At 71.5% G+C, this 24,917-nt stretch carries 22 protein-coding genes; 5 read left to right on the plus strand and 17 right to left on the minus strand.

What is annotated here, in order from left to right; all coding sequences use genetic code 11:
• Window positions 1-5: 5 nt before the first annotated feature.
• Window positions 6-281 carry a hypothetical protein gene (locus tag AB0I32_RS24135; RefSeq protein ID WP_357510681.1) on the minus strand — a complete coding sequence of 92 codons (276 nt, stop codon included), beginning with the start codon at window positions 279-281 and terminating at the stop codon, window positions 6-8.
• A gap of 166 nt (window positions 282-447) precedes the next feature.
• Between AB0I32_RS24135 and AB0I32_RS24140 the strand changes: the two genes are divergently transcribed.
• Window positions 448-921 carry a GNAT family N-acetyltransferase gene (locus tag AB0I32_RS24140; RefSeq protein WP_357510683.1) on the plus strand — a complete coding sequence of 158 codons (474 nt, stop codon included), beginning with the start codon at window positions 448-450 and terminating at the stop codon, window positions 919-921.
• Window positions 922-957: 36 nt separating this feature from the next.
• On the opposite strand, the gene AB0I32_RS24145 is transcribed toward AB0I32_RS24140, so the two are convergent.
• The 3 genes from AB0I32_RS24145 to AB0I32_RS24155 are packed head-to-tail and all read right to left on the minus strand — an operon-like array spanning window position 958 to window position 4,029.
• The gene (locus AB0I32_RS24145; protein ID WP_357510685.1) at window positions 958-1,599 is read right to left on the minus strand and encodes a response regulator transcription factor; all 642 of its coding nucleotides are present in this window, start codon (window positions 1,597-1,599) and stop codon (window positions 958-960) included.
• Window positions 1,592-2,863: a histidine kinase gene (locus AB0I32_RS24150; protein ID WP_357510687.1), complete on the minus strand. Its 1,272-nt coding sequence runs from the start codon at window positions 2,861-2,863 to the stop codon at window positions 1,592-1,594. The genes AB0I32_RS24145 and AB0I32_RS24150 overlap by 8 nt, the downstream gene beginning before the upstream one ends.
• Window positions 2,864-2,913: 50 nt before the next feature.
• Window positions 2,914-4,029: a hypothetical protein gene (locus AB0I32_RS24155; protein WP_357510689.1), complete on the minus strand. Its 1,116-nt coding sequence runs from the start codon at window positions 4,027-4,029 to the stop codon at window positions 2,914-2,916.
• A 124-nt stretch (window positions 4,030-4,153) separates the two neighbouring features.
• Here AB0I32_RS24155 and AB0I32_RS24160 point away from each other — a divergent pair, with 124 nt between their 5' ends.
• Window positions 4,154-4,930: a class I SAM-dependent methyltransferase gene (locus tag AB0I32_RS24160; RefSeq protein ID WP_357510691.1), complete on the plus strand. Its 777-nt coding sequence runs from the start codon at window positions 4,154-4,156 to the stop codon at window positions 4,928-4,930.
• A gap of 44 nt (window positions 4,931-4,974) precedes the next feature.
• Here AB0I32_RS24160 and AB0I32_RS24165 read toward each other — a convergent pair whose 3' ends face one another.
• The 5 genes from AB0I32_RS24165 to AB0I32_RS24185 all read right to left on the minus strand — a co-directional run bounded on the left by AB0I32_RS24165 (window position 4,975) and on the right by AB0I32_RS24185 (window position 14,389).
• Entirely contained in the window at window positions 4,975-6,339 is a 1,365-nt protein-coding gene (locus tag AB0I32_RS24165; protein WP_357510693.1) for a copper amine oxidase, read from the minus strand.
• A gap of 135 nt (window positions 6,340-6,474) precedes the next feature.
• Window positions 6,475-9,120 (minus strand): choice-of-anchor G family protein, encoded by a 2,646-nt coding sequence (locus AB0I32_RS24170; RefSeq protein ID WP_357510695.1) that lies wholly within the window; start codon window positions 9,118-9,120, stop codon window positions 6,475-6,477.
• A gap of 408 nt (window positions 9,121-9,528) precedes the next feature.
• Window positions 9,529-11,862, minus strand: a complete 2,334-nt coding sequence (locus AB0I32_RS24175) for a helix-turn-helix transcriptional regulator (protein WP_357510697.1) — start codon at window positions 11,860-11,862, stop codon at window positions 9,529-9,531.
• A 278-nt stretch (window positions 11,863-12,140) separates the two neighbouring features.
• Window positions 12,141-12,605, minus strand: a complete 465-nt coding sequence (locus AB0I32_RS24180; RefSeq protein WP_357510699.1) for a hemerythrin domain-containing protein — start codon at window positions 12,603-12,605, stop codon at window positions 12,141-12,143.
• A 32-nt stretch (window positions 12,606-12,637) separates the two neighbouring features.
• Window positions 12,638-14,389 carry an NAD(P)H-hydrate dehydratase gene (locus tag AB0I32_RS24185; protein ID WP_357510701.1) on the minus strand — a complete coding sequence of 584 codons (1,752 nt, stop codon included), beginning with the start codon at window positions 14,387-14,389 and terminating at the stop codon, window positions 12,638-12,640.
• Window positions 14,390-14,487: 98 nt separating this feature from the next.
• On the opposite strand from AB0I32_RS24185, the gene AB0I32_RS24190 reads away from it, so the two are divergent.
• Complete coding sequence (locus tag AB0I32_RS24190; protein ID WP_357510703.1) at window positions 14,488-15,537, plus strand: LLM class F420-dependent oxidoreductase; 1,050 nt, start codon at window positions 14,488-14,490, stop codon at window positions 15,535-15,537.
• Between the two features lie 98 nt (window positions 15,538-15,635).
• Here AB0I32_RS24190 and AB0I32_RS24195 read toward each other — a convergent pair whose 3' ends face one another.
• The 4 genes from AB0I32_RS24195 to glmS form a co-directional block, all read right to left on the minus strand.
• Window positions 15,636-15,986, minus strand: coding sequence for a holo-ACP synthase (locus tag AB0I32_RS24195; RefSeq protein WP_357510705.1), 351 nt, complete (start codon window positions 15,984-15,986; stop codon window positions 15,636-15,638).
• A gap of 307 nt (window positions 15,987-16,293) precedes the next feature.
• Window positions 16,294-17,121 (minus strand): alpha/beta hydrolase, encoded by an 828-nt coding sequence (locus AB0I32_RS24200; protein ID WP_357510707.1) that lies wholly within the window; start codon window positions 17,119-17,121, stop codon window positions 16,294-16,296.
• A gap of 25 nt (window positions 17,122-17,146) precedes the next feature.
• Window positions 17,147-17,503 (minus strand): pyrophosphatase, encoded by a 357-nt coding sequence (locus AB0I32_RS24205; protein ID WP_357510709.1) that lies wholly within the window; start codon window positions 17,501-17,503, stop codon window positions 17,147-17,149.
• Between the two features lie 73 nt (window positions 17,504-17,576).
• Complete coding sequence (gene glmS, locus AB0I32_RS24210) at window positions 17,577-19,478, minus strand: glutamine--fructose-6-phosphate transaminase (isomerizing) (RefSeq protein WP_357510711.1); 1,902 nt, start codon at window positions 19,476-19,478, stop codon at window positions 17,577-17,579.
• 121 nt (window positions 19,479-19,599) lie between these two features.
• Between glmS and coaA the strand changes: the two genes are divergently transcribed.
• Window positions 19,600-20,595 carry a type I pantothenate kinase gene (coaA, locus tag AB0I32_RS24215; RefSeq protein WP_357510713.1) on the plus strand — a complete coding sequence of 332 codons (996 nt, stop codon included), beginning with the start codon at window positions 19,600-19,602 and terminating at the stop codon, window positions 20,593-20,595.
• A gap of 4 nt (window positions 20,596-20,599) precedes the next feature.
• Here the strand turns inward: coaA and AB0I32_RS24220 are convergent, their stop codons facing one another.
• From AB0I32_RS24220 to rplM, 4 genes are all read right to left on the minus strand, one after another.
• Window positions 20,600-21,364: a DedA family protein gene (locus AB0I32_RS24220; protein WP_357510715.1), complete on the minus strand. Its 765-nt coding sequence runs from the start codon at window positions 21,362-21,364 to the stop codon at window positions 20,600-20,602.
• Between the two features lie 190 nt (window positions 21,365-21,554).
• A complete protein-coding gene (gene glmM, locus AB0I32_RS24225) occupies window positions 21,555-22,919 on the minus strand; it encodes a phosphoglucosamine mutase (RefSeq protein WP_357510717.1) in 1,365 nt (454 codons plus the stop codon).
• Between the two features lie 212 nt (window positions 22,920-23,131).
• Entirely contained in the window at window positions 23,132-23,617 is a 486-nt protein-coding gene (gene rpsI / locus AB0I32_RS24230) for a 30S ribosomal protein S9 (RefSeq protein ID WP_357510719.1), read from the minus strand.
• Window positions 23,618-23,660: 43 nt separating this feature from the next.
• Entirely contained in the window at window positions 23,661-24,110 is a 450-nt protein-coding gene (rplM, locus tag AB0I32_RS24235) for a 50S ribosomal protein L13 (protein ID WP_116673612.1), read from the minus strand.
• A 282-nt stretch (window positions 24,111-24,392) separates the two neighbouring features.
• Here rplM and AB0I32_RS24240 point away from each other — a divergent pair, with 282 nt between their 5' ends.
• The gene (locus tag AB0I32_RS24240; protein ID WP_357510721.1) at window positions 24,393-24,818 is read left to right on the plus strand and encodes a DUF5709 domain-containing protein; all 426 of its coding nucleotides are present in this window, start codon (window positions 24,393-24,395) and stop codon (window positions 24,816-24,818) included.
• The last annotated feature ends 99 nt before the right edge of the window (window positions 24,819-24,917 follow it).

The following is a 24,917-nucleotide window of genomic DNA, read 5'->3' on the forward strand; positions in this document are numbered from 1 at the left end:
CTTCCTCAGTCCTCACTGGGCGCGAGCGTGAGCCGCATGGCGACCGGCACCACGTCCGAGGCGTCGCCGAGCCAGCCGGTCCACACCCTCGTCAGGCCAAGCTCCCTTCCGGGATCGGTCTCCTCGGCGATCAGCCTGTGCTTGCTCACGAGCGGCATGGCCGTGAGCTCGCTGACCGTCAGAATCTCGATGACCAGCACGTCGACCCGATCCAGGCCGAACGCGAGCCAGTCCTGACTCACTCGCAGCGAGAGCGTGTCGAGCGCCGTCAAGCGGGACATCACTGCACTGAATGCTGTATCTGTCATGCAGCCTTGACGCTCGAACCACGCGGAGGTCACAGCACTTCCGGGAAATGTTTCACCCCAATTTCGCCCGGCCTGAGGCGTCCCTGCGCAAATCTCGACGGTGGTGCCCGCGGCTCAGGCGGGGCATACGCTGTTGGGCATGGAACCGACCCGATTCCGGCAGGCCACGCCCGAGGACGCGCAGGCGCTCCTTGATGTCGAGCGCGCCGCCGGGATCGCGGCGCTCGGCCATATCTTCCCGCCGGGCATGTATCCCTTCCCTGCCGACGAGGTCCTGGCCAAGTGGGAGTCCGCGCTCACCGAGCCCGGTGTGCGCGTGCTCGTCCTGGACGACGACGCCGACAGCTCCCGGCTGGCCTGCTTCGTCGCCCACGACGAGCGGCTGCTGCGGCACCTGGCGGTGCACCCGTCCCGCTGGGGCGCCGGCCTCGCCCGCGCGGCGATGGACGCTGCGGTCGCCGAGATGCGTGACCCGCGCCTGTGGTGCCTCGCCGACAACGACCAGGCCATCGGCTTCTACGAGCACCTCGGCTGGCGCCGTACCGGGCGCACCCTGGCATCCGACTACGCGCCGTTCCCGGACCAGGTGGAGATGGCCCTCCGCCGGGACTGACTCCCGGACCGGCCCTCGGCCCGGCAACAGGACCGGCTACAGGTCGACGAGCCCTGCCCGGTACCCGAGCACCACCGCCTGTGTCCGGTCCCGGGCCTGCAGCTTCCCGAGGACCGACGCCACATGCGTGCGCACGGTCTCGACCCCGACCACCAGCGCAGCGGCGATCTCCCCGTTCGTCATGCCCTGAGCCACCAGCCCCAGCACCTCCCGCTCGCGCGGCGTCAGCACCGGCGCACCGGCCGTCGCACGCGGGCGGGTCCGGACCAGGTCCCGGAGCGCCTGTGGATACAGCAGGCTCTGCCCGACGGCGACCGTCCGGACCGCCTGCACCATCTCGTCGGCACCCGCCCGCTTGAGCAGAAATCCGGACGCCCCCACCGCCAGCGCGTCGAGGACGTAGCCGTCGTGCTCGAACGTCGTCACCACGAGCACGCGAGGCGGCTCCGGCAGCCGCAGCACGAGTTCCGTCGCCCGCAGCCCGTCCACACCCGGCATCCGCACGTCCATGCAGACGACGTCGGGCCGCAGGGCGCGCGCCAGCTCGACCGCCTGGGCGCCGTCGCCTGCCTCCCCGACGACCTCGATATCGGGCTCGGCGTCGAGGATGAGGCGCAGGCCGCTGCGGACGAGCGGTTCGTCGTCGGCGACGAGCACCTGGACCTGGGTCTCAGGCATCTGGATCCTTCCGGTCGGCCCCGCCTGTTGCCCGGGGTGCGCAGGGCAGCGTCGCACGAAACACCCACCGGTCGCCGTCCGGCCCCGCATGGACGGTGCCGCCGAACAGGGCGACGCGCTCCCGGACACCCGACAGGCCGCGCCCTCCGGTCGGGCGCCTGCCGGGACGCGTGCCGAGGCGGACCGGGTTCACCACCTCGATCCGTACCTCGTCGCCGCCGTGCCCCACGGTGAGCCGGACGGGGCCGGGAGCGCCGTGCCGGTGGGCGTTGGTGAGTGCCTCCGTGACGATGCGCTGCACGGTCCGGCCGAGCAGCGCGGGCAGCCCGGCGGGCAGGTCGAGCTGAGCGCTCAGGTCCAGTCCCGCGCGGCGGTGCGCCGACACGACGTCGTCCAGGGCAGGTGCGAGGGCGACAGGTGCGTCGTCGTCGGCGTCGTCGCGGAGGACGGCGAGCAGCTGGTCGAGCTCGGCGAGCGCCGACCGTGCGGTGTCCTCGATGGCGGCCAGGGCTTCAGCCGCCGCGTCGGGGTTGACCGCGACCACCCGGCGTCCGGCCGCAGCCTGGACGCTGACGACCGTGAGCGCATGGCCTATCCCGTCGTGCAGCTCGCGCGCCAGGCGGGTGTGCTCCGCCTCCCGGCGGGCCCTGGCGAGCGCCGTCTCCATGCGGTCGTGCGGCGTGGGCCCGAGCACCCGGCCGGCGAGCGCCGCCGCGGCGGCGCCCAGCGGCCAGGTGGCGATCAGGGCCAGCAGCGCGAAGACGGCGCACGCGACCAGCCGCAGCGCGAGGGACACCGGCCCCGTCGGCAGCGGCAGCCCGGTGTAGAACGAGTCCCCGGAGCGCAACGCCTCTCCGGCGACTGCCTCCGCGCCGATCAGAACCGCCATCGGCACGCCAGCGAACAGCCCGGCTGCCACGAGCAGGCCGGAGGCGAGGTGTCCCGCCACCCAGGCCGCCGTCCGGAGCCGGTGCGCGGGGCGGGGCCGGGCGGGGACCACCAGCTCGTCGTCCACGTCGAGCAGCGCGCGGGCCGCGGTGACCTCCAGCTCCCGAGCTCCGGGCACCAGCCCGAGCCCGATGGCGGCCGCGACCGTCGCGACCGCCACCACCCAGGCGGGCAGCCCTGCGGCGACGATGTTCAGCAGGCTGTAGACGAGCAGCACCAGGGCCAGCCCGATCGCCCCGCCGAGCATCTGCCAGGCGAACCGCCGAGCGAGATACCGAGTGAGATCTCCGGTGAGCTGCCGCCTTGTCGCCTGCATGCCGTCATCCTCTCCGGTCCTCAGGCCCACCCGCCAGGCAACCTGCTGCGTCAGACGGCCGGGAGCTGTTCCCGGGCCGGCGTCCCGGCACCGAGCGCCGGCGTGCCGCGCTCGGACCGGGTCTGGTGCGCCACGTAGCCCCAGACGGCGAGCGCCAGGGCCGGACCCCAGTACCAGCACGGGAACGTGAGCGCGCCGACGACGCCCTCGACCAGGCCCTGCCCGCCGAACATCACCAGCATGGGAACGATCGAGAAGATCAGCGTGACCGCGATCAGCCCGCCGGGCACCGCGGCCGCGGCGACGGGTACGCGGCGCCCGGCCAGCCCCGGCATCCAGCGGGGGAACACCTCGCCCCAGGGGCGGATCAGGCCCAGCGTGAGGAAGACGCCGAGCCACGCGCCGCTGGACAGTGTCAGCCCCCAGATCCGCGTGGACAGGTCCATGTCGAACCCGAGCTGCGGCCACGGGGTGAGCCAGGTGAGCCGCACCAGGGCGTACGGGAGCGGTCCGGTGGCGGCGACGATCGTGATGGCCTTGCGGTGCCGCACCACCCAGTCCGTGGTGCGCTCCATGACCGGCGTGCCCGCCAGGGCCTGTACCCCGGCGGCAGCCCACAGGGTCCCGACGGCGAGCACCAGCAGGGAGAGCAGGAGCCCTACGCGGTTCTCGAACAGGCCGGCGCCGAGCATGCGCACTATCCCGGCGAGGGCGTCCCGCGCCAGGAACCCGCCGACGACGAGCAGGGCAAGGCCGGGTACGCCCACCGTCCAGCGGGCGACCCGGTACCGGCGCACCACCTGGACGAGCAGGACCACGACGGCCAGCGGCATCGCCATGGCGACGAGGTAGCCCATCGTGGACAGCGGGCCGCTGCCCTGCAGCACCACCCCGAACACGGCGAGCTGCAGCGCGGCTGCCCCGACCCGGCCCCGCACGCGCAGGACGCCGGCGAGCGCCGCGATACCACTGGCGACGCCTGCCAGCGCCGTGACGACGTGCACGGTGGTCGCGGTGTCCTGTCCGGCGAGCCGGGCCAGGAGCGCGGTGGCGGGGTCCGCGTAGACGTTGGGCAAGAGGCCCAGCATCCAGGCCAGGCCGAGCAGCGCGGTGGCGCCGCTCGCGATGGTGGCGCCGATGAGCGTGGCGCGGGGCAGGCGTTCCATGAGGGTTCCTTCCGGTCGGTCGTGCGGTATGCCTCCACACTCCCGTCCGCCACGTGCCCTCCCCTCCCCCGACCGGGGGATATCGGCTGGTGGCCGGGGGATACGCGGGGATACGTTCACCGGTATGACGCGCGACGGTGTGACGTTCGACGAGGAGCTGGCCGAAGGGCTCGCCGTGCCTACCGACGGCTGGGACTTCTCCTGGTTCGCGGGCCGCGCCACGGAGGAGCGACCCGGCTGGGGTTACGTGCGGCTCTGCGGCGAGCGGCTGGGCCGGGTCGACTCGGTGCTCGACGTCGACACCGGCGGCGGGGAGGTGTTCGCGGAGGCGCTGGGGCTGGCGGAACGCGTGCCCGGCACGGTGCGGGCCACCGAGGGCTGGGCGCCCAACCACGCGCTCGCCTCGGCCGCGCTCGAACCGTTCGACGGTGTCGTGACCCTGGTCGAGGACTCAGCGGCCCCGCTCCCCTTCGACGACTCCACGTTCGGCCTGGTCACGGGCCGCCATCCGGTCTCGTTCCCCTACGCGGAGGCTGCCCGCGTGCTGGCTCCGGGCGGCACGGTCCTGGTCCAGGAGGTGGGAGCCGGCTCCAACCGGGCCCTGTACGAGTTCCTGATGGGCCCACAGGAGAACCGGGACGCCGAGTACCTGGACGACGTGCGCGCGCAGGTGGGCGCCGTAGGGCTCGAGATGGTGCGGCTCCAGGACGCGCTCACCCGGGTCGAGTTCTTCGACCTGGCGGCGGTGGTGCACTTCCTGCGCAAGGTCCTGTGGACGGTGCCCGACTTCACTGTCGAGAAGTACCGTGACCGGCTCGGCGCGCTGCGGGACCACATCGCGGAGCACGGCTCGTTCGTCTGCCACAGCCGGCGAACGCTCGTGGAGGCACGAAAGCCCTAGCGGCGCGGGGGGCGTGCCCGGACGCCCGCCTCAGGGCAGCTGCCTCAGGGCAGCTTGGCAGGCTTCCCGTTCACGTCCTGGCGGGCCGACGGCGGGTCGACGCGCTGGGCCGTCAGGTCACGCGGCGTCAGGGTGAAGCCCTGCCAGTGCATCTCCATCGGGCTCTGGTCCTCGTCGCGCGCGACGTGGTGGAAGCCGACGGCGACCCAGGTGACGACGTCGGACAGCTCCGCCCCGTCCTGCGCGAAGTCGAGCACGCCGGACCCGCACGTGCCCTCCTTGTTCGCCGTGGCGAACAGCTGGCAGTCGTCGGCCTCGGTGAACGCGATCGCGTACCCGGCGTCGTCGACGTCGTCGTGATGGTGGTCCTGCGTGAGCTCGAACGGCGTCGTGGCGCCGAGATCCACCTGGTAGGAGATCTCGTGCCCGTCCTCGTTGAGCACGGCGGGGTTCACCACGCGCCACCAGCGGCGGTCCGCCGCCTCCGCGGTGCCCTCGTGCGTGATCGGGGTGAGCTCGCCCGCGACGAGCGGTGCCCGCGGCCCTTGCTCGCCGGTCGGTGCGGCGTCGTACTGCTCGACCGCCTGCCCGCCCTGGCCGCCGAGCGCCCAGTGCACCCGCCACACCGCGTTGTGCGAGTGGCTGGTGGCGTAGTCGGTGTCTCCCGGGCCGACCGGCCAGCCGTGGGCCGGGTCGTCCCCGTAGTCCTCCGGCGACAGGTCGCCGGTGGCACCGAGGTCGGACCGGATGGTCCCGTCGCTGCCGAACGTGTACTGGCTGACGTACTCGTACCAGCCGACCTTCGACACGGTCGCGAGCCGCAGCTCGGTGCGCCGTGCCACCTCGGCCCCGGCGCCCTCGCCGCTGCGGTACGCGATGCCGCCGTCGACCACTTCCTGGCAGAGCACGGACCGCTTCTCGCCACCCCCGCCCAGCGAACCGTCGCCGACCTTCGGCAGGTACGTCTCGAGACGCTCACCCAGGCACTCGGTCGTGGTCAGCGTCATCATCTGGGGGCCGCCGAAGCCCTGCGTGGTGATGTCCTCGGTATTGCGCAGGCCGGTGTCGTACGGCACCTCGAGCTGCCCGATGGACAGCTCGGCCAGCACCTGCACCGGTTCGTGGCCTGCCGGAGTGAAGTGGACGTCCTCGAGCACCAGCCCGCGGCTGGAGTCCACCCGCCAGCACATGGTCCACGTCGAACGGCTGAGCAGCTCCTGCGTGATCGGCTCGTTCTCCGGGCAGCTCAGGTCCACACCGCCCGACGCCGTCTTCTCGTCCGTCAGCGGGGCAGGCGCCGCAGGTAGCGCGTGCTCCACGACCAGGATCGCGGCCACGACGAGCGCGACGATGGCCGCCGCTGCGACGACCGCCGGAATCATCCCTCGTCTCGGCGACAGCTCGGACACGACTCCCCCTTGGATCTCGGGCACACGGCCCGTCTGCGGGCCGTTCGGGAACAGGACCGGCCCGGTGCGACGACGTCGCACCGGGCCGGTCTTACTGCGTCAGACACTTGCTACTGCGTGAAGAGACTCAGCTCATCAGACGGCAGGCTTGTCGCCCGACATCCGACCCATCGCCGTGGCGAAGGCCTGGCTGATCTCGCGGCGACGCTTGATCATGACCGCACCGGCACCGAGCAGCAGCACCATGGCGGCGATCAGAGCGGCGACGTTCGCACCGGTGTTGGCAAGGCCGTCGTCGCCGTTGCCGGCGCCCGCACCCGAACCGTCACCGTTGCCGTCACCGTTGCCGGAGCCGCTGTTGCTGGCCACGACGGTGATCGGCGTCTGCGCGCCTTCGCCGCCGTCCTCCGGCTGAGCGTCGACGATGATGACGCCCGGCGGGGTCCCCTCGGGAACCGTGATCGGGGTCTCGAAGCCGCAGTCGTCGCCGACGGTCACGGTGACGGGGTCACCGATGTTGTTGCCCTGCGTGTCCTTCAGCTGGACGATGACCGTGGAGCCGGCCGGGAAGCCCGAACCGGTGACGATGACCTCGTCGCCGGCCTCCACCACTGCCGGGTCGGCAACGATGCTCGGGTTCGTGCACTCACCCGGGGGGTTCGTGCCCGGGGGCAGGATCTCGAGCGGTGCCTCGGCACCCTCGCTGCCGTCCTCAGGAACGGCCTCGACGACGTGGTCGCCGGGCTCTGCGTCCTCAGGAACGGTCAGGTCGGTGATGAAGCCGCAGGCCTCGTCCGGGGTGACCATGACCGCGTCGCCGACCGGGTTGCCCTCGGCGTCGCGCAGCTGCACGGCGACCGGGACGCCCGCCGGGAAGCCCTGGCCAACCACCGAGACGGTGTCGCCCGGGTAGACAGCACCCGGCTCGACGGTCAGCGTCGGGTCCATGGCGCAGATGTCGGAGCCAGCGACCACTGCCAGCGGGGCCTCAGCGGCCTCACCGGTGGTGTCGTCCGTACCCACGACCGGGTAGACGCCGAGCTCGGCGTCAGCCGGAACCGGAACCGCGACGGTGAACGAACCGTCCGAGTCGGTGTCGACCGGGATGGCGTCGCCCACGGGGTTGCCCTCGGGGTCGGTCAGCTGAACGGTCGCGGTCGAGTCGGGCGTGTAGCCCTCACCGGTCGCGATCGTCGACTGGCCGGGCGCGACAGTGGCGGGGTCGACCGACAGCGACGGGTCGATGTCGCCGGGCCCACCGTCGTCGGGCGTGATGCGCACGGCGGCGTTGCCCAGGTTGATGCGAGCGAGCTCGTTCTCCCCCGGCAGCAGCGCGATGCTCAGCGCGTTCAGGTCGAGCGACGTGACGACCTCGTCCGCCGTAGCGGTCGGGGCCACCGAGTCAGCGGTCTCGGTCACCTGACGGTTGATCGTGATCGAGAGGACCTGGGACAGGACGTCGAAGACCGGCGAGAGCAGCTCGCGGATCGGGGCAGTGATCGAGTCCGTCTTGAGGTCGTTGATCAGCAGCTCGAAGATGTTGTCACCCTCGTCGCTGATCAGCAGCTCGTACACCGGGGCAAGGATCGGCGCGAGCGCCGGGCCGACCGTGTTGATGGTGTTGACCAGGACCGTGGCGACCGGGCCCATGGTGCCCGTGCTGTTGTTGACTGCCTCGGGGAAGTCGCCGTTCACGGCGTCGACCAGGGGCAGCGACCACGAGACGTCGAGGGTGCCGAGGGCGCCCTCCTCGTAGAAGGCGATGTTGATCGTGACGGAGTTCAGCGAGTCCTCGATCGCGCCGATGAGGATGTTGGTGATCTCCTCCATCAGCTCGTGCACGGTCTCCGCGATGAGCGGGTAGGTCGTGTCGTCGATGAGCTCGGTGTTCGGGGGCAGGCCGTTGAGGCCTTCCTCGTTACCCTCGGGGCTGTCGACAAGCTTGTCGAGGTGGATCTCCAGCTGACCGGTCGACAGGTCGATCGTGATCAGCTGGTTCGCCGAGGTGATCGGCTCGCCCACGACGGACTGGAACAGGTTCTCCTGCATGTTGCTGTCGACCGTGATCGAGGGCGTCGGAACACCCGGGACCGCGTCGAACAGGCCGGTCAGGGCACTGTCGTCCAGGTTCTCGTTGACGAGGTCCTCGACGGTCGTGTCGATGGTGCCACCGATGTCGTAGATCGACGCGGCAGCGTCCTCGATGACCGGGGAGTGCAGGAACAGGTCCAGGTCGGCAACGCGGTACTGGCCGAGGCCACCCACGCCGTCCTGGTCCAGGATGACGCCGTCCTCGGCCTTGACCTCGGCCGCAGCAGCACCGGCCTCCAGGAGGAGCTGGTCGACGATCTTGTCGGTGAGGCCGTCGATGCCCAGCAGGCGTGCGACGGACAGGACGTCAACGGACGCCTTGCCGAAGTCCTCGGTCTTGCCGTCGAGGTGGACGCCACCGTCCGCGCCGAGCAGGCCCGACACCGCGTACGCGTCGACTGGGGACGACGCCTCGCTCTTGCTGGCGAGCGCGCCAGCCTGACCGTAGTCAAGAATCTCGTCGAGGCGAACCTCGACGTCACCGAGCTTGATGAGCTCGGAGCCGAGCAGCTCGACGTTGAGGTTGCCCTCGTTCGGCCCGGGGTTCGACTCCGAGCCGGCCTGCGAGTAAGCGGCTGCCAGCAGCGCCTCCTGGAAGAGCGTCGAGTCGAGGACGCTCGCAGCGGCCTCGGACGGCTCGTCCGGGTAGTTGTTCACTGCGACCGCAGGCAGTCCGGTGGCCGTAACCACGACTGCGGTTGCCGCGGCCGTCGCCAGGGTCCGGCGCCACGGGGCGCCGCCCTTCCGACGTCGGCCTGACGGTACTTGCGTTCGGTTCAAGAGAACTCACTCCTCCATATACACGCTTCAAGTGAAAGCGTCCGGATCGGTACGTGATCACGTCCGGAATCGGCTGGGGCGAGGCGTATGACACACCGGTGCCCGGGCTTTAGAGAACAGTGATTCCCAGGGACCTGCCAGGCGGAGCGGCAATCGTGCGCTGACGCAACTCAACGCAATTCGCCGTGCGCTCGAATCGATAGGAGGAGCGATAAAGGCATCCGCATGCACGTGCGCGGAAAGAAGTGACGGAAGTCCGAAATGCCGGGTGAAAAACCCTACCAACAGCAGGTGAAAACCTTGCGTTCAGGTCGCGTGTCAGCCACCGGCAAGCCAAGCGGGCGGACGGGTCTCGGCGAGCCGCACCAGGTCCCTGCGGTCCCGGATGCCCAGCGTGGCGTAGGCCCGGCGCAGCCGGTTCACGACTGTCCGCTCGGACACGAAGGTCGCCTGAGCGATCTGCGAGTTCGTCGCACCGTGCACCGCCAGCTTGACCATCTCCCGCTCGTGCGTGCCGAGCACCTCCCACTCGGGGCCGGTACCACCGCTCGCATCGGCCTCCGCGAGGAAGGCGTCGATACCCCGCAGCCAGCCCGCCATCCCGGCCAGCCGCACGAGCGTCCTCGCCTCGTCGAGCATCGCGTTTCCGGTGGCGCGGCCGCCGCGCGTCACCGCGTACCGGCCGTACGCGACGAGCATGCGAACCCGCTGCCACGGCGACATGGGGGCTGACGGAGCGTGCAGCGCGGTCTCGAACGCTACCGACGGCACACCGTCGTCGGCCAGCAGCGCATCGAGCCTCGCGTAGGCGGCGGCGACATCGGGCGTCGACCGTTCCTCGGGTGCCACCGGCGGGTCGAGCAGCCGCTGGGCTCGCGGCCCCACCCTGCCGGGCGGCGTGGAAGCCATGACGGACTCCACGAGATCACACCGCACCTGCACGCGTCCCCGGTAGGGCCAGGCGCAGTGCTCGAGCGCGATGGTCAGCAGCGCGACCGCGCCTTCCGCCTGTCCGACGACGAGGTGGGCGGCGCCCAGGTCCGCGGCGTACTCGCCGAGCACCCTTGCCGACCAGCTGCCCGCCTGCGCCGGCATCGTGCTGCCAGGCACGGTCCCGTCGACGACGGCGTCCGCCGAGGCACGCATACCCCGGGCCGGCAGCCACGCGTCGACGGACGGGCGCAGCTCGGTGGCGTGCGCGAGGTGCGCGCGGACGTCGACCGCGCGCCCGTCGAACGCGGCCACCCGGGCTGCGGCGAGGTCGCGCGCGACGATCTCCGCCACCGCCCTGTCCGGCGTCGCGCCGGAGTGGTCGGCGAGAAGTCCGCGTGCGCCGACCACGTCCCCCAGCGTCAGGAGGGCGCGTACCTGGATGTCGACGCCGACCCAGTCCTGGCCGGGCGTCGGCCCGATCAGTCGCAGGTCCGCCCGCAGCGCGCCGGGGTCCGGCAGGTCGCCCGTGTCCTCGAGGCACAGCAGTGCCTCGGCCACCCGTGCTCCCGCGGCGCGGGCCTCCGCGCCGACACCCGTCAGGTCGCGCCACCACAGATGGTCGGTCCATTCCGCGCCCACCCCGTCCGGCACCAGCGAGCCGGCCAGATGGTCCCGCCAGGTGCGACCGGTCATGAGCGACACCCCGACCGCGCGCGCCGCCAGGTGCGGGTCGGGCACGGCCGCCACGGCTGCCCACGCGCGCGCGGGCAGCTCCTCGAGGTGCAGCCCGTCGAGGATCCTCAGCAGCGCGCCGGCGTCGGTGACGTCACGATCCGGTGCCAGGGCGTCCCGGCCGTCCACCTGGCCGTCCGCGCCCCGCACCTCCTTGCACAGCAGGGCGAGCAGCGGGTGCCGCACGCTCGAGCGGCCGTCCCGGCGCGCCGCCGCGGCGCCGAGGGGTGCGGTCGCGAGCGCGGTCATGGTCGCCGGGTCGAGCCCGGCAAGCATCGCGCGGTAGGCGCGCCGGGCCGCCGAGCCCACCGTCTCGGGCCCGGCCCATGAGACGTCCCCGCGCAGCTCCGCGGCGCTCAGCGAGCCCGCGAGCTCGAGGGCGAGGCGCGGGTTGCCTGCGCTCCACCAGCGCAGGTGCTCGACGACGTCGGCCGCCACCGGGGCGCTCATCTCCGTCGCGAGCGCACGACGCAGGGACATCCGGTCGAGCGGGCCCAGCTCGAGCACCTCGACGTCGTCGGAGAGCGGCTCGACCGCGATGCTCCGCACCGCGGCGATCACCCGCCAGTCCTGTCCGTACGCCTCGTCCGCCAGGTGCTGGAGCCAGCGCGCGCGCTCAGCGGTCAGCACCCCGACGTCGTCGACGAAGAGGACGCGCGGCCCGGAGCCACCGTCGCCCGCCCAGACCGAGACCGCGCGCAGGAACCCTGCCGCGTCGAAGCCCGGGCCGTCCGCCGGGTCGTCCGGCACGGACCAGGCCGACAGGTCGACCCGCCGGCTGTTGTCCAGGTCGTGCGCGGACGGCCGGGACGAGCACGGCCGTACCACGCGGACCGCCGACGATCCGGCGCCGACCTGCTTCAGCGCGTGGAGCACCGTGGAGGTCTTGCCGATCCCGCTCAGTCCGCGCACGACCAGGACCGTCGGGTCCAGGTCGGTTGCGAAATGCCCGATGACCCGCAGCTCTCGATCACGCCCGTGGACCACGAGGTCCCTCCCCCTGCTGCCTGCCTGGTTCGTCCATACCCTCGGCACTGCCGAAGGCACCGCCACGGAAGGCCCGTTACTTGATGGCACGCACACCCCAATTCGCCACTTACATGAATGTCTATCAGTAGCGCCTCAGGAGTCTATGACAGGAGATGAATCGTGCAGGATGAGTGTGTGGTACGGGATATTACGGCTCTACTGGCGGATCTCGGACAGGTAAGGGAAACTCCGCACCCGCAAATCCAGGCGGAATGTCTCATTCCAAGGGTGGGGCGTCACGCCAGGGGGCCGAGCATTTCCTGTCTGCCCACGTCGGACCGCACCGCGCCGTCGAGCACGTCGACCAGCTTCTTCTCCTCGTACCGGAAGTGCGTCTCCATGACGGCCTCGATGCCGTCGAGGTGCCGCAGCAGCTCGTCCTGCGCCGCACCCGACAGAGCGGCGCGCTCCAGCTCGCCCAGGAGGTGGTCGAGCATCGAGTGGTCCCGCTTCAGGTCGGCGACGACGGGCGCCAGCTCGGGCCGGTCCGCCAGCACCACGTCGAACAGCGTCGCGTCCTCGCTGCGGTGGTGGCCGGTGAGCGCCGCGCAGAAGCCGACGCAGTAGAGCCGCAGCTCCCTCGCCGCCGTCGGTCCTTCCGCGCCGTCCTCGACCGCGGACCGCGCCACGGCGAGTGCGTCCCGCAACCGCCGGTGGACCTCACGAAGCTCCTGGCCCCAGGCGACGACACGTTGGCTCATCACCGCAACCATAGCCCGGGGCGCGCCCGGCCTCAGGCGCGCAACAGCTCGGCGACGACGGCAGGCACCGCCTGGGCGATCCCCAGCGCCGTCACGGGACCACCGGCGGACGCCCGCGCCGCGGCCCGGCCATGCACGAGCACGGCGGCGGCCGCGAGCCGGGCCGCGAGCGCCTCGTCCTCCACGACGTCGGCGGAGCGGCCGGCGAGCAGCGTCCCGAGGATCCCGGCGAGCACGTCACCGGCCCCCGCCGTGCCGGTCCAGGCCGGCGCGTCGGCCTGGGCGTACACGTCGCCCGGGCCCGCCACGACGGTGATCGCGCCCTTGAGCAGCACGGTCGCACCGGTGGCCTGGTGCGCGGTACGCACCCAGCGCAGCGGCTGCGCCTCGACCGCCGCGCGGTCGACGTCGTGCCCCAGGCCCTGCAGCAGCTCTGCCAGCTCACCGGCGTGCGGGGTCAGGACCGCCCAGGCCGGGAGCCGGTGCTCCAGCATGGTGAGTGCACCCGCGTCGATGACGGCGGGCATCTTGCCGCCGGTCACGTCCTCGGAGAGCACTCCGGTCACCGCGGCGAGCGCCCCGAAGATCCGGCGGGCCTGTCCGTCGTCGTCCGGCCCGTCGTCGTCGGGGCCGAGCGCGGGGACACCCGGCCCGAGCACCCACGCCTGCACCCGGCCGCCCGCCACGACCACCTCGGGGCGGGCCAGCAGCACGCGCGCGCCGGTCGCCTCGGGCCCCAGGTAGCGCACCATGCCGGGTCCGGCCAGCACCGCGCCCGACGTCGCGAGGACCGCCGCGCCCGGGTAAGTGCTCGTGCCCGCGATCACACCGACCACGCCCCTCGTGTACTTGTGGTCGTGCGGGCTGGGGACGGGCCACAGCCCGGCGACGTCGGCCGGCTCCATCCGCCGCACGCGGCCCGACGCCGGGTCGGTCCCGCTCATCGCGTGCCTGCCCGTCGCCACTCCCCACACAGAGCCTGACCAGCCTTCGGCGCCCGCGACCGTGGGGAAGCCGACGTCGACCAGTTCGACGTCGCCCGCGAGGTGGGCAGCGGGCGGCAGGAGCAGGCCGGGCTTGAGCGCGCCGAACGTCACCGTGCGGTCGGCGCGCAGGACGGGCCCGGGCACCGCGCCGTCGTCCACGCCTATACCGCTCGGGATGTCGACGGCGACGGTGAGCGGCCAGCGCTCCCCCGCCTTCTCGCGGGCCTCCGCGAGCGTCCGGACCAGGCCACCGGCGGGGGGACGCAGCGCGCCCCGCGCGCCGACGCCGACCAGACCGTCCAGCAGGACGTCGGAGGCGAGCGCGGCCTGGACCACTGCCGGGACCCGGACGTCGGCGAGCGTCAACACCTTTCCGCCCGCTGCCCGGAACGCCGTGAGGCCGTCCTCGTGGGCGCGCGCCGACGCGAGCACCGCGGTGACCGTCATACCGCGCCGCACGAGGTGCGCGCCGGCGAACAGGGTGTCTCCGCCGTTGTTACCGGGCCCGACGAGCAGCAGAGCGCTCGCGCCGCGCACGTCGGCCCTGGGGCCGGTCGCGCGGCCGGGGCGGAGGCGCGCGGTGCCGGGGAGCCCGTCGGAGCCGAGGCTGCCGCGCAGGCGGACCGTCGCCGGACGGCCGAGCCGGTGATCGGGGGCGCGCCCGGCCCGCGGCGCCGCCACCTCACGGAGCACCGCCTGGGCCAGCGCGTACGCCGCCCTGGCCATGAGCGGCTCGCCGGCGGCGATCAGTGGCTCTTCGGCCTTTCGTACCTCGTCGGAACTCCACGCGTCTTTCACATCCCTATAGTGCCGGTTCCGCCGCCGTCCGAGGGACAGATTGTGGGCGAATTGGACGGCCCCTCCCCTCCGCAACCCTGTCGGCATAAGGTCGGACCATGCGATTCGGACTCTTCATCCCGCAGGGCTGGCGCCTCGACCTGGTCGACATCGCGCCCGCCGACCAGTGGGCTTCCATGCTTTCCCTCGTGCACCGCGCGGAGAACCAGGCCGCAGGCGAGGCCGTTCCCGGCGGTGAGTTCGCCTGGGAGTCGGCCTGGGTCTACGACCACTTCCATACAGTCCCGGCGGTCACCACAGAGGCCACCCACGAGGCCTGGACCCTCATGGCGGCGTTCGCCGCGGCGACACAGCGCATCCGGCTGGGCCAGATGTGCACGTGCATGGCGTACCGCAACCCGGCCTACCTGGCCAAGGTCGCCTCGACCGTCGACGCGGTCTCCGGCGGCCGCGTCGAGATGGGCATCGGTGCCGGCTGGTACGAGCACGAGTGGCGCGCCTACGGCTACGGCTTCCCGTCCGCCGGCGAGCGCCTGCGAGCGCTCGACGAGGGCGTGCAGATCATGGCGAACATGTGGCGCACGGGCTCCTCGGGCACGTTCGAGGGCAAGCAGTACCAGGTGGACGGCGCCCTCTGCTACCCGCAGCCCCTGCAGCAGCTCCCGGTGGGCGACGGCGGCGCCCAGGTGCCGTCCATCCCGCTGTGGATCGCCGGCGGTGGCGAGAAGAAGACGCTGCGCATCGCCGCGCAGCACGCCCAGTACACCAACTTCGACGGCAGCCCCGAGGGGTTCGTGCACAAGTCGAGCGTGCTCGAGGCGCACTGCAAGGACGTGGGGCGTGACTTCGGTGAGATCACCCGGTCGGCGAACTACAACGTGGTGATCGGTGAGAACGACGCCGAGGTCGCCGAGCGGCTGGGCTGGATCGAGGCGCACCTGCGGAAGTGGGTCCCCGAGAAGGCCGACCAGGAGATCAACACCTGGCGCACCGGGCTCCTGGTCGGGACCCCCGAGCAGATCGTCGAGCGGCTGCAGGACATGCGTTCGCGCGGCCTGGAGTACGCGATCACGTACTTCCAGGAGGCCGCCTACGACCAGACGGGCCTGGAGCTCTTCGAGAAGCAGGTGATCCCCGAGCTCCAGTAGCCCACTCCGCCGAGGTGGAACTGTGGCGAGGTAGAACTCTGGCGAGGTAGAACTCTGGCGCCAGGGTTCTACCTCGCCACAGTTCCACCTCGGCGAGGTCAGCCTTCGGCGATCACCATGGCCGACGCGATGCCCGCGTCGTGCGAGATCGTGATGTGCCAGGTGCGCACACCGAGCTCCGCGGCGCGGGCGGCGACGGTGCCGCTCGCGTCGATCCGGGGCGGGCCACCCACCGTGCGGTGCACGGTGACGTCGTGCCACCGGAGGTTCCCCGGGGCGCCGAGCGACTTGGCGATGGCCTCCTTCGCCGCGAACCTTGCTGCCAGGGACGACGGCGGCAGCTCACGCTCCACCTCGGTGAACAGCTTCTCGCGCAGCCGTGGCGTCCGGTCGAGCGTCTCCATGAACCGGGCCACGTCGACCACGTCGATGCCCGTCCCGATGATCATTGGCTCAGCCTAGGTGGCTGCCGACCGCCGCGGGTGCCGTCCCGCCCCACGACTGCGGCCTTGCGCAGGATGCCCGACTTGGGGCACCATGTCACAGTAACGTAACGGTAAAGAGCGCGCCCGCGTCCTGTCCGCGGCGCGTCATCTTTTGTGTTCAGGAGGTTGCCATGCCCGCGGACGACGACAAGCTGCCCTTCCCCAAGGTCATGGTCCTGGTCTTCGGCGTCATGATCGCCGCCATCCTCACGTTGCTCGTCTACGTCGCCGTGTCGGGCTGACCGCTCGGCCGCCCTGCGCGGGCCCACGCTCACGCCGCGCCCGCCTCGTCGACACGGTCCAGCCACTCGCCGACGAGCGCCTCGAACAGGCCACGCTGCTCGAGGTGCAGCGAGTGCCCCGCGCGGTCCAGCACGGCGAAGGACGCCCGAGGGTAGTGCTCGACGAGCCCCCACGCGTCGCGGTATCCGGTGATCGAGTCCTGCCGCCCGACGAGCACGAGCGCCGGCTTGTCGAACGGCACCGGCTCGACCGGGAAGCTCCCCGCGTAGTGCGCCTCGACCCGGGCGACCACCTCCGGGTCGGCTGCGGCCAGGCCGGGGTCCACCTCCTGCCGGGACCGCGCCCAGGTCTCCTCGGTCTGGACCACGAGGACCTCCTCCGCCGCGAGCGTCTCCGCCCCGACCCGTTCCATGAGCGACGGATCCTGGACCAGCACCTGGCGCCGCGGGAGCTCGCGCAGCTCGTGGCGCGGTTCGACCACGGTCACCACGACGGCCAGGCCGGCCACTCGTCCGGCGTCGGCGGCGGCGAGCCCTCGCGCCAGGTACCCGCCGTACGACTGCCCCACGACGGCGTACGGACCCTCCGGCACGAGCGCCTGAACAGCGCCCCGCAGGATCCGGAAGACGTCGTCGGTGCTCGCCACCTCCGGCGCCACCGTCCCGCCCATGCCCGGCAGGTCGACATAGATGCGACGCCAGCCCGGCCGGTCCGCGAAGACCGGCTCGAACGCGCCGGCCATGAGCCGCTGGTCCACCGGGAACCCGTGGACCAGCACCACGGTCGCCACCCCAGGCCCTGCAGAACCCTGCTCCACGTAGTGCACCCGGACCCCGTCAACCTCCACGAACGCCATGTACGCCCCTCTCGTCAGCCTGAGGCTAGACGGGGTCACCGACATCCCGGATGCCCACGGTGTCCTCCGGCTGGACGAGGTGCCGCCAGCGGAACCACTTGCGCTCCAGCTCCTCGTTCAGGTCGACGTCGAACCTCCGGGCCACGAGCAGCAGCTGCGCCAGGGCGTCCGCGACCTCGCCGCGGAACGCGTCCCGCGTCGCGTCGTCGGACAGGCCGCGGTCGCGCGAGCGACCGGACAGGTTGAGGAACGCCTGCGTGAGCTCACCGACCTCTTCGTGGAGCTTCAGCACCAGCCAGTCGTCGGTGCGCTCGATGCCGTGCACCCGCGCGTAGACGCGGCTGATGATCTCGACGTCGTCGGAGAGCTTCTTGAGTTCCACGCCGCCGAGCGTGCCACACCGGCTGTCCGCGGGGTGCCGACCGGCGAGCGCCGGACGGCACCCGGTCGCTCGGCTACTCCACGGTGACGGACTTGGCGAGGTTGCGCGGCTGGTCCACGTCGAGACCCTTGGCGGTAGCCAGCGCCATCGCGAAGATCTGCAGGGGCACCACGGCCAGCAGCGGCTGGAGCAGCGTGGGCGCCTGCGGGATCCAGAAGATCTCGTCGGCGTACGGACGCACCGCGTCGTCGCCGTCCTCCGCGATCACGAGGGTGCGCGCGCCGCGCGCCCGGATCTCCTGGATGTTGGAGACGACCTTGGAGTGCAGGGAGTCGCGCCCGCGCGGCGACGGCACGACGACGAAGACGGGCTGGCCCTCGTCGATCAGGGCGATCGGGCCGTGCTTGAGCTCGCCCGCCGCGAAGCCCTCCGCGTGGATGTACGCGAGCTCCTTGAGCTTGAGCGCACCCTCCAGGGCGACCGGGAACCCGACGTGCCGCCCCAGGAACAGGACCTTGTCGGACTTCTCCATGGACCGGGCGGTCGCGCGGACGTACTCGCCCCGCTCGATGACGGTCTGGATCTTGGCCGGCATGGCCCGCAGCTCGTCGAGCAGCATCGCGATCTCGTCGGGGAACTTGTTGCCGCGCAGCTGCGCCAGGTACAGGCCCAGCACGTAGGCGGCGGTGATCTGCGCGAGGAACGCCTTGGTGGAGGCGACGGCGATCTCGGGGCCTGCGTGCGTGTAGAGCACGGCGTCGGACTCGCGCGGGATCGTGGAGCCGTGGGTGTTGACGATGGAGATCACCTTGGCGCCCTGCTCACGCGCGTGCCGCACCGCCATCAGGGTGTCCATGGTCTCGCCGGACTGCGTGACGGCCACGACCAGCGTGCGCTCGTCGACGATCGGGTCGCGGTAGCGGAACTCGTGCGCCAGCTCGACCTCGACGGGGATGCGGCACCAGTGCTCGATCGCGTACTTGGCCACGTGCCCGGAGTAGGCGGCCGTGCCGCAGGCGACGACGATGATCTTGTTCACCGCGCGCAGCACCGACTCGTCGATGCGCAGGTCGTCGAGCACGAGGGCGCCGGAGGCGTCCGTCCGGCCGAGCAGCGTGTCGGCGACAGCCTGCGGCTGGTCGTGGATCTCCTTGTCCATGAAGGAGTCGAAGCCGCCCTTCTCGGCGGCGGCCGCGTCCCAGTCGACCGTGAAGCGCTTGGCGTCGGCGGGCTTGCCGTCGAAGTCGGTGACGACCACCGACGTCGGGGTGATGGTCACCACCTGGTCCTGGCCCAGCTCGAGGGCCTCCTTGGTGTGCGCGATGAACGCGGCGACGTCGGAACCGAGGAAGTTCTCGCCTTCGCCGAGCCCGACCACGAGCGGGGAGTCGTGCCGCGCCCCTACCACCGTCTCCGGTGCGTCGGCGTGCACGGCGAGCAGCGTGAACGTACCGTGCAGGCGCCCTGCGACGACCGTCATGGCCTCCGTCAGGTTGCCCGTCTCGCGGTACGCCTTGGCCACCAGATGAGCGGCGACCTCCGTGTCGGTCTCCGACCGGAACGGCACGCCGTCTGCCAGCAGCTCTGCCTTGAGCTGGGCGAAGTTCTCGACGATGCCGTTGTGGATCACGGCGAGCCGGTCGTCGTCGGCCAGGTGCGGGTGGGCGTTCGCGTCGGTGGGTCCGCCGTGCGTGGCCCAGCGGGTGTGGCCGATCGCGGCGGTGGCGGCGGGCAGCGGGTTCTGCTCCAGTGCCTCGATCAGGTTGACGAGCTTGCCCGACTTCTTGGCCCAGGCGACGCCGTCCAGCCCCGGCGCGACGAGCGCGACGCCTGCCGAGTCGTACCCGCGGTACTCGAGCCGGCGGAGCCCTTCGACCACCACCTCGAGGGGCATGCCCGACGGCGCGGCGGCACCTGACGCGTTGCCGTCCGCGATAGTCGAAGCAGTTCCCGTGTAACCCACAATCCCACACATGCGGGCGAGTCTAGCGAGCGTCCGGGCCTGCCCCCATGACCGGGCTCACAGGGCGGCACCGCAGGCGCCGCGCGAGGTCGCGCACCGGCCGGTGGAGATTCCCGCGCCCGGTTGGGGCACAATGCTGCAGGTGGTTTCCCAGTTTCCGACGACGGACCTCAGCGAGCACCTGCTGGCCCTCGCCCCGTCCTCGCCCTATGTGGATCTCGACCGTGCGGCGTGGAGCCGCCTGTCGGCTTCCACTCCGCTGCCGCTGACCGACGAGGACGTCGAGCGCCTGCGCGGTCTCGGTGACCCGATCGACCTCGCCGAGGTCGACGCGATCTACCGCCCCCTGTCGCGCCTGCTCAACCTGTACGTGCAGGCCACCGCCGGCCTGCACGACGCGACGTCCACCTTCCTGCACGAGGATCCGCCCCGCACCCCGTACGTCATCGGGGTGGCCGGCTCGGTGGCCGTCGGCAAGTCGACGACGGCGCGCGTCCTGCGCGAGATGCTCGCCCGCTGGCCCGAGACGCCGCGCGTCGAGCTCATCACCACCGACGGGTTCCTCTACCCGAACGCCGAGCTCGAACGGCGCGGCCTGATGGAGCGCAAGGGCTTCCCCGAGTCGTATGACCGGCGCGCCCTGATCCGGTTCCTGTCCCGCATCAAGGCGGGGCAGTCCGAGGTCCGGGCACCCGTGTACTCGCACGTCATCTACGACATCGTGCCCGACCAGGAGATGGTGGTCCGCAAGCCCGACGTCCTCATCGTCGAGGGCCTCAACGTGCTGCAGCCGGCCCGGCCGTCCACGGTCGACGAGTCGACGGTCGCCGTGAGCGACTTCTTCGACTTCTCGATCTACGTGGACGCCCGCACGCGGAACATCCGGCAGTGGTACGTGGACCGGTTCCTCGAGCTGCGCAGGACCGCGTTCACCAAACCCGACTCCTACTTCCGGCGGTACGCCTCGCTCTCCGACCAGGAGGCGACGGAGCGGGCCATGAAGATCTGGGAGTCCATCAACGCGCCGAACCTGGAGCGGAACATCATCCCGACCAGGGGCCGCGCGACCCTGGTGCTGACCAAGGGATCGGACCACGCGGTGCAGCGGGTCCGCCTCCGTAAGCTCTAGCCGGTCAGCGACCGTCGCGGGGCTTGTCGTCGCCGTCCGCCGGGACGGTGACCTTCTCGTCGGCGCGGACGGCCTCGGCGCTGACGCCGTCGGCCTGCTCTTCGGTGCCCGTCGAGCCGTCCGTCGCGCGCGCCGTCTTGTCGGGATCGAGGTGCCGGTGGGAGAACCAGCCCACGATGACGTCAACGACGAAGCCCATCGCGACGCCAAGGACCACGCCGATACCGATGGCCAGCAGCGGGTTGTGGCCGAACCACTGGGCGGCGACCAGGCCGATCCCCGCCGAGTAGAGCGCCCACATGACCGCGGCGATAGCGGCGATCACCATGAACCGGCGCCGCGGATAGCCGACGGCGCCCGCCGTCATGTTCACGGCCACGCGGCCGATCGGGATGTACCGCGCCGCCAGGATGAACGAGGCGCCGCGCCGGGACAGCGCGCGCTCGGCCCAGGCGACCGCCTTGCGCCCACGCCGGTTGCGCAGGAACGGCACGCGGTCGGTGCCGATCATCTTCCCGATCTGGTACGCGATCTGGTCGCCCACCCACGCCCCTGCCGCCGCCGCGATCAGCACGAGCCACATCCAAGGCGTGCCCGTGGTGTGCGCGGAGACCGCGAGGGTGATGACCACGGACTCGCTGGGCAGCGGCGGGAAGAACCCGTCGATGGTCGCGAAGGCGAACATCGCCGGGTAGATCCACGGCGAGGCGGCCATCGCGAGGATCCACGCCTCGGTGGCGCTCAGGACGGTGGAGATGAGATCGAGCACGGGACCTCGAGAGTCTCGTCGGGAGCTACCCCTGCGAACGGTCAGGGCGGCGCCCGGGGGCGGGGAGAGCACTTCTTAGTGCCTGGTGCCAGCCTACGCAAGGGGCGCCCCTGAAAAGCATCAGGGGTGCCCCTGGTAGAACCCCGCTTCCCAAGCATTCACGGGGTGTTCACGCCGGTCCCGCCTACCCCTACAGCGCGAGCCGCTCCCGCACGACGGCGGCCAGATCGTCCGCGACCTTGTCCGCCTCGTCCTGCGCCGGGGCCTCGACCATCACGCGCACCAGCGGCTCCGTGCCGGACTGGCGCAGCAGCACCCGTCCGGTGTCCCCCAGCCGCGTCGTCGCGTCCAGCACGGCCGCCTGGACGCCCTCGTCCGTGCCCGCACGGGACTTGTCCACCCCGCGCACGTTGACGAGGGTCTGCGGCAGGCGCTCGATCTCACCCGCTAGATCACCCAGTCGCTTGCCCGACGCCTTGACCCGCGCCGCGAGGTGCAGCGCCGCGAGGACGCCGTCGCCGGTCGTGGCATGGTCCGCCAGGATGATGTGGCCGGACTGCTCTCCGCCCAGGCTGAAGCCTCCTGCGCGCATCTCCTCCAGCACGTACCGGTCGCCGACCGCGGTCTGCACGGTGGTGATGCCGCGCTCCCGCATCGCGAGCAGCAGGCCGAGGTTGCTCATCACCGTCACGACGAGGGTGTCGCCCGGCAGGCGACCCTCCTCCTTGAGCGCGGTGGCGAGGATGCCGAGGATCTGGTCGCCGTCCACGATGGCGCCGGTGTGGTCGACGGCGAGGCAGCGGTCGGCGTCGCCGTCGAACGCGACACCGAAGTCCGCCTCGGACGCCACGACGACGGCCTGCAGCTGCTCTGGATGCGTGGAGCCGCACTTCTCGTTGATGTTGCGGCCGTCCGGGCTCGCGTTCATCACGACGACGTCGGCGCCCGCGGCGCGCAGCGCCTGCGGGCCCACCTCGCTGGCGGCGCCGTTGGCGCAGTCGAGCGCGATCCGCAGGCCCTCGAGCGGCCGATGGTCCGGGGTGGTGCCGACGCTGTCGGTCAGGTGGCGCACGTAGCGCTCGGCGGCGGCCTGGCCGTCCGTGCGGATGCGTCCGACGTCCGCGCCCGTGGGGCGGTCCCAGTCGTCGCCGAGAGTGGCCTGGATGGCGTCCTCCACGGCGTCGTCGAGCTTGAGACCGCCGCGGGCGAAGAACTTGATGCCGTTGTCCGGCATCGGGTTGTGCGAGGCGGAGACCATGACGCCGAGGTCGGCCTCCAGCTCGGTCACGAGGTACGCCAGCGCGGGCGTGGGCAGCACGTTCAGCATCACCACGTCGACGCCGGCGGACGCAAGACCGGCGGCGACGGCGCCCGCGAGGAACTCGCCGGAGGCGCGCGTGTCGCGCCCGACGACCGCGCGCGGACGCGGCCCCAGCAGCTCACCCTGCGCGGTCAGTACCCGCGCCGCGGCTGCGCCCAGCTCCAGCGCCAGCTCCGCGGTGATGTCCTTGTTGGCGAGGCCCCGAACTCCGTCGGTGCCGAACAGCCTGCCCATGCCGGTTCTCCTCAGATCGTTCGAATCCCACCGTAGCGGGCCACCGGCACCTGCCGGCAAATGCAGATGGCCCCGCTGAACAGTGTCGACACTGTTCGGCAGGGCCATCCAGCCATGCGCTGACTGTGCTGTCTGCAGCGCTTCCTCGGCCGAACCACAAGCCAGGGCCTCGTACCTCGGCCCGGGCCTGCGCTCCGGCTGTCGTCAGCGCTCTAGCGCTTGCTGTACTGCGGAGCCTTGCGGGCCTTCTTGAGACCGGCCTTCTTGCGCTCGACCGTACGGTCGTCGCGCCGGAGGAAGCCGGCCTTCTTGAGCTCAGCGCGGTTGGCGTCGCGGTCGATCTCGTTCAGCGCACGGGCGATGCCCAGGCGCAGAGCACCGGCCTGGCCCGACGTGCCGCCACCCGTGATACGGGCGATGACGTCGAACCGGCCCTCGACCTCGACCAGCTGCAGCGGGGAGTTCACCAGCTGCTGGTGCACCTTGTTCGGGAAGTACTCCTCGAGGGTGCGACCGTTGACCTTCCAGGTGCCGGTGCCGGGGACGAGGCGCACGCGCGCCACGGCCTCCTTACGGCGCCCGAGGGCCTGAGCCGGGGCGGTGATGGACGAGCCCCGCGTTGCGGGCGCAGTCGTCTCGGTGGTGTAAGAGCTGGGCGCCTCGGCGTCCTGCTCGATGTCGACGGTGGTCTCGGCCACTGTGGTGTCCTCGCGTCCTTCAGCGTTGCGATCCGGCAGCGGCTCAAGCCTGCTGCGAAACCTGGGTGATCTCGAACGGCTTGGCCTGCTGCGCCGTGTGCGGGTGCTCAGAGCCGGCGTAGACCTTCAGGTGGGTCATCTGCGTCCGACCGAGCGAGGTCTTGGGGATCATGCCGCGCACGGCCTTCTCGACGGCGCGCTCCGGCTTGGTGTCCAGGAACTCGCCGTACGGGGTGGCAGTGAGGCCGCCCGGGTAGCCCGAGTGGCGGTAGGCCAGCTTGGTCTCGCGCTTGTTGCCGCTCAGCGCGACCTTGTCCGCGTTGATGATGATGACGAAGTCACCACCGTCGACGTGCGGAGCGAAAGTCGGCTTGTGCTTCCCGCGCAGCAGAATGGCGACCTGGCTTGCCAGGCGGCCCAGGACGACGTCGGTCGCGTCGATGACGTGCCAGTCGCGCTGGACGTCGCCGGGCTTGGGGGTGTACGTACGCACGGTTCGTAACCTTTTCGTTTTCGGTGTCGTCGGGCGAGAAGCAGCGCCCGAAGAGTCAGGTCGTTGTGCGCGGGGGTCAGAGTGACGTCCGGGCCGTTCGTCGGCACACGAGTGGGCTCGGTGCCTACGCAGGACGTCGTGACAAAGCACAACGACTCATTAGAGTACCTGGCCGCTTCCCCAAGGGTCAAAGCGAAGCGGGTCACGCGACAAGATCAGGTGCATGAGGTTCGACACGTCCTGCCTGTGGCGTCTGCGCGGAACTGGTGCAACGGTAGGAGGATGACCGAGGAAACCCCAGCCACCATGCCAGGACCGGACGGGCTCGCTGAGGGCGACACCGACCAGCTCACCTCAGACGACACCCTGCTCAGCCGCGGCCTCGCGGACAACCTCGACGAGGGCTACTCACCACCCGACCGCCCGCGCAGCAACCACTGGGGCGAGACGAGCTGGGAGGAGCGCCACGGCGAGCCGATGGACCAGCGCCTCAGCGAGGAAGAGCCCGACGTGTGGCAGGCCGACCCGCTCGACCGCCCGGACACCTCACGTGCGGGGCGGCTCGTCTCCGACCCCGACGCCGACCCCGGCAGCTACGCGGCCGAGGACGGCAACCGCCAGAACGACCTGTACGGCACCGACGCGGGCATCGACGGCGCCGGCGCCAGCGCCGAGGAGGCAGCGGTCCACTGGGTCGAGGAGCCGTGACACCGGCCGCGAAGTAGAGCGCCTGTCCGAGGCTCCCCGGCGACATCGGGGGGAAAAGGACACGGGGGCAAAATAGCAAGCGCGGGGGGGTGACAAAAC

This window comes from Promicromonospora sp. NPDC050249 (assembly GCF_040656015.1).
In the GTDB taxonomy this organism is placed as follows: Bacteria; Actinomycetota; Actinomycetes; order Actinomycetales; family Cellulomonadaceae; genus Promicromonospora.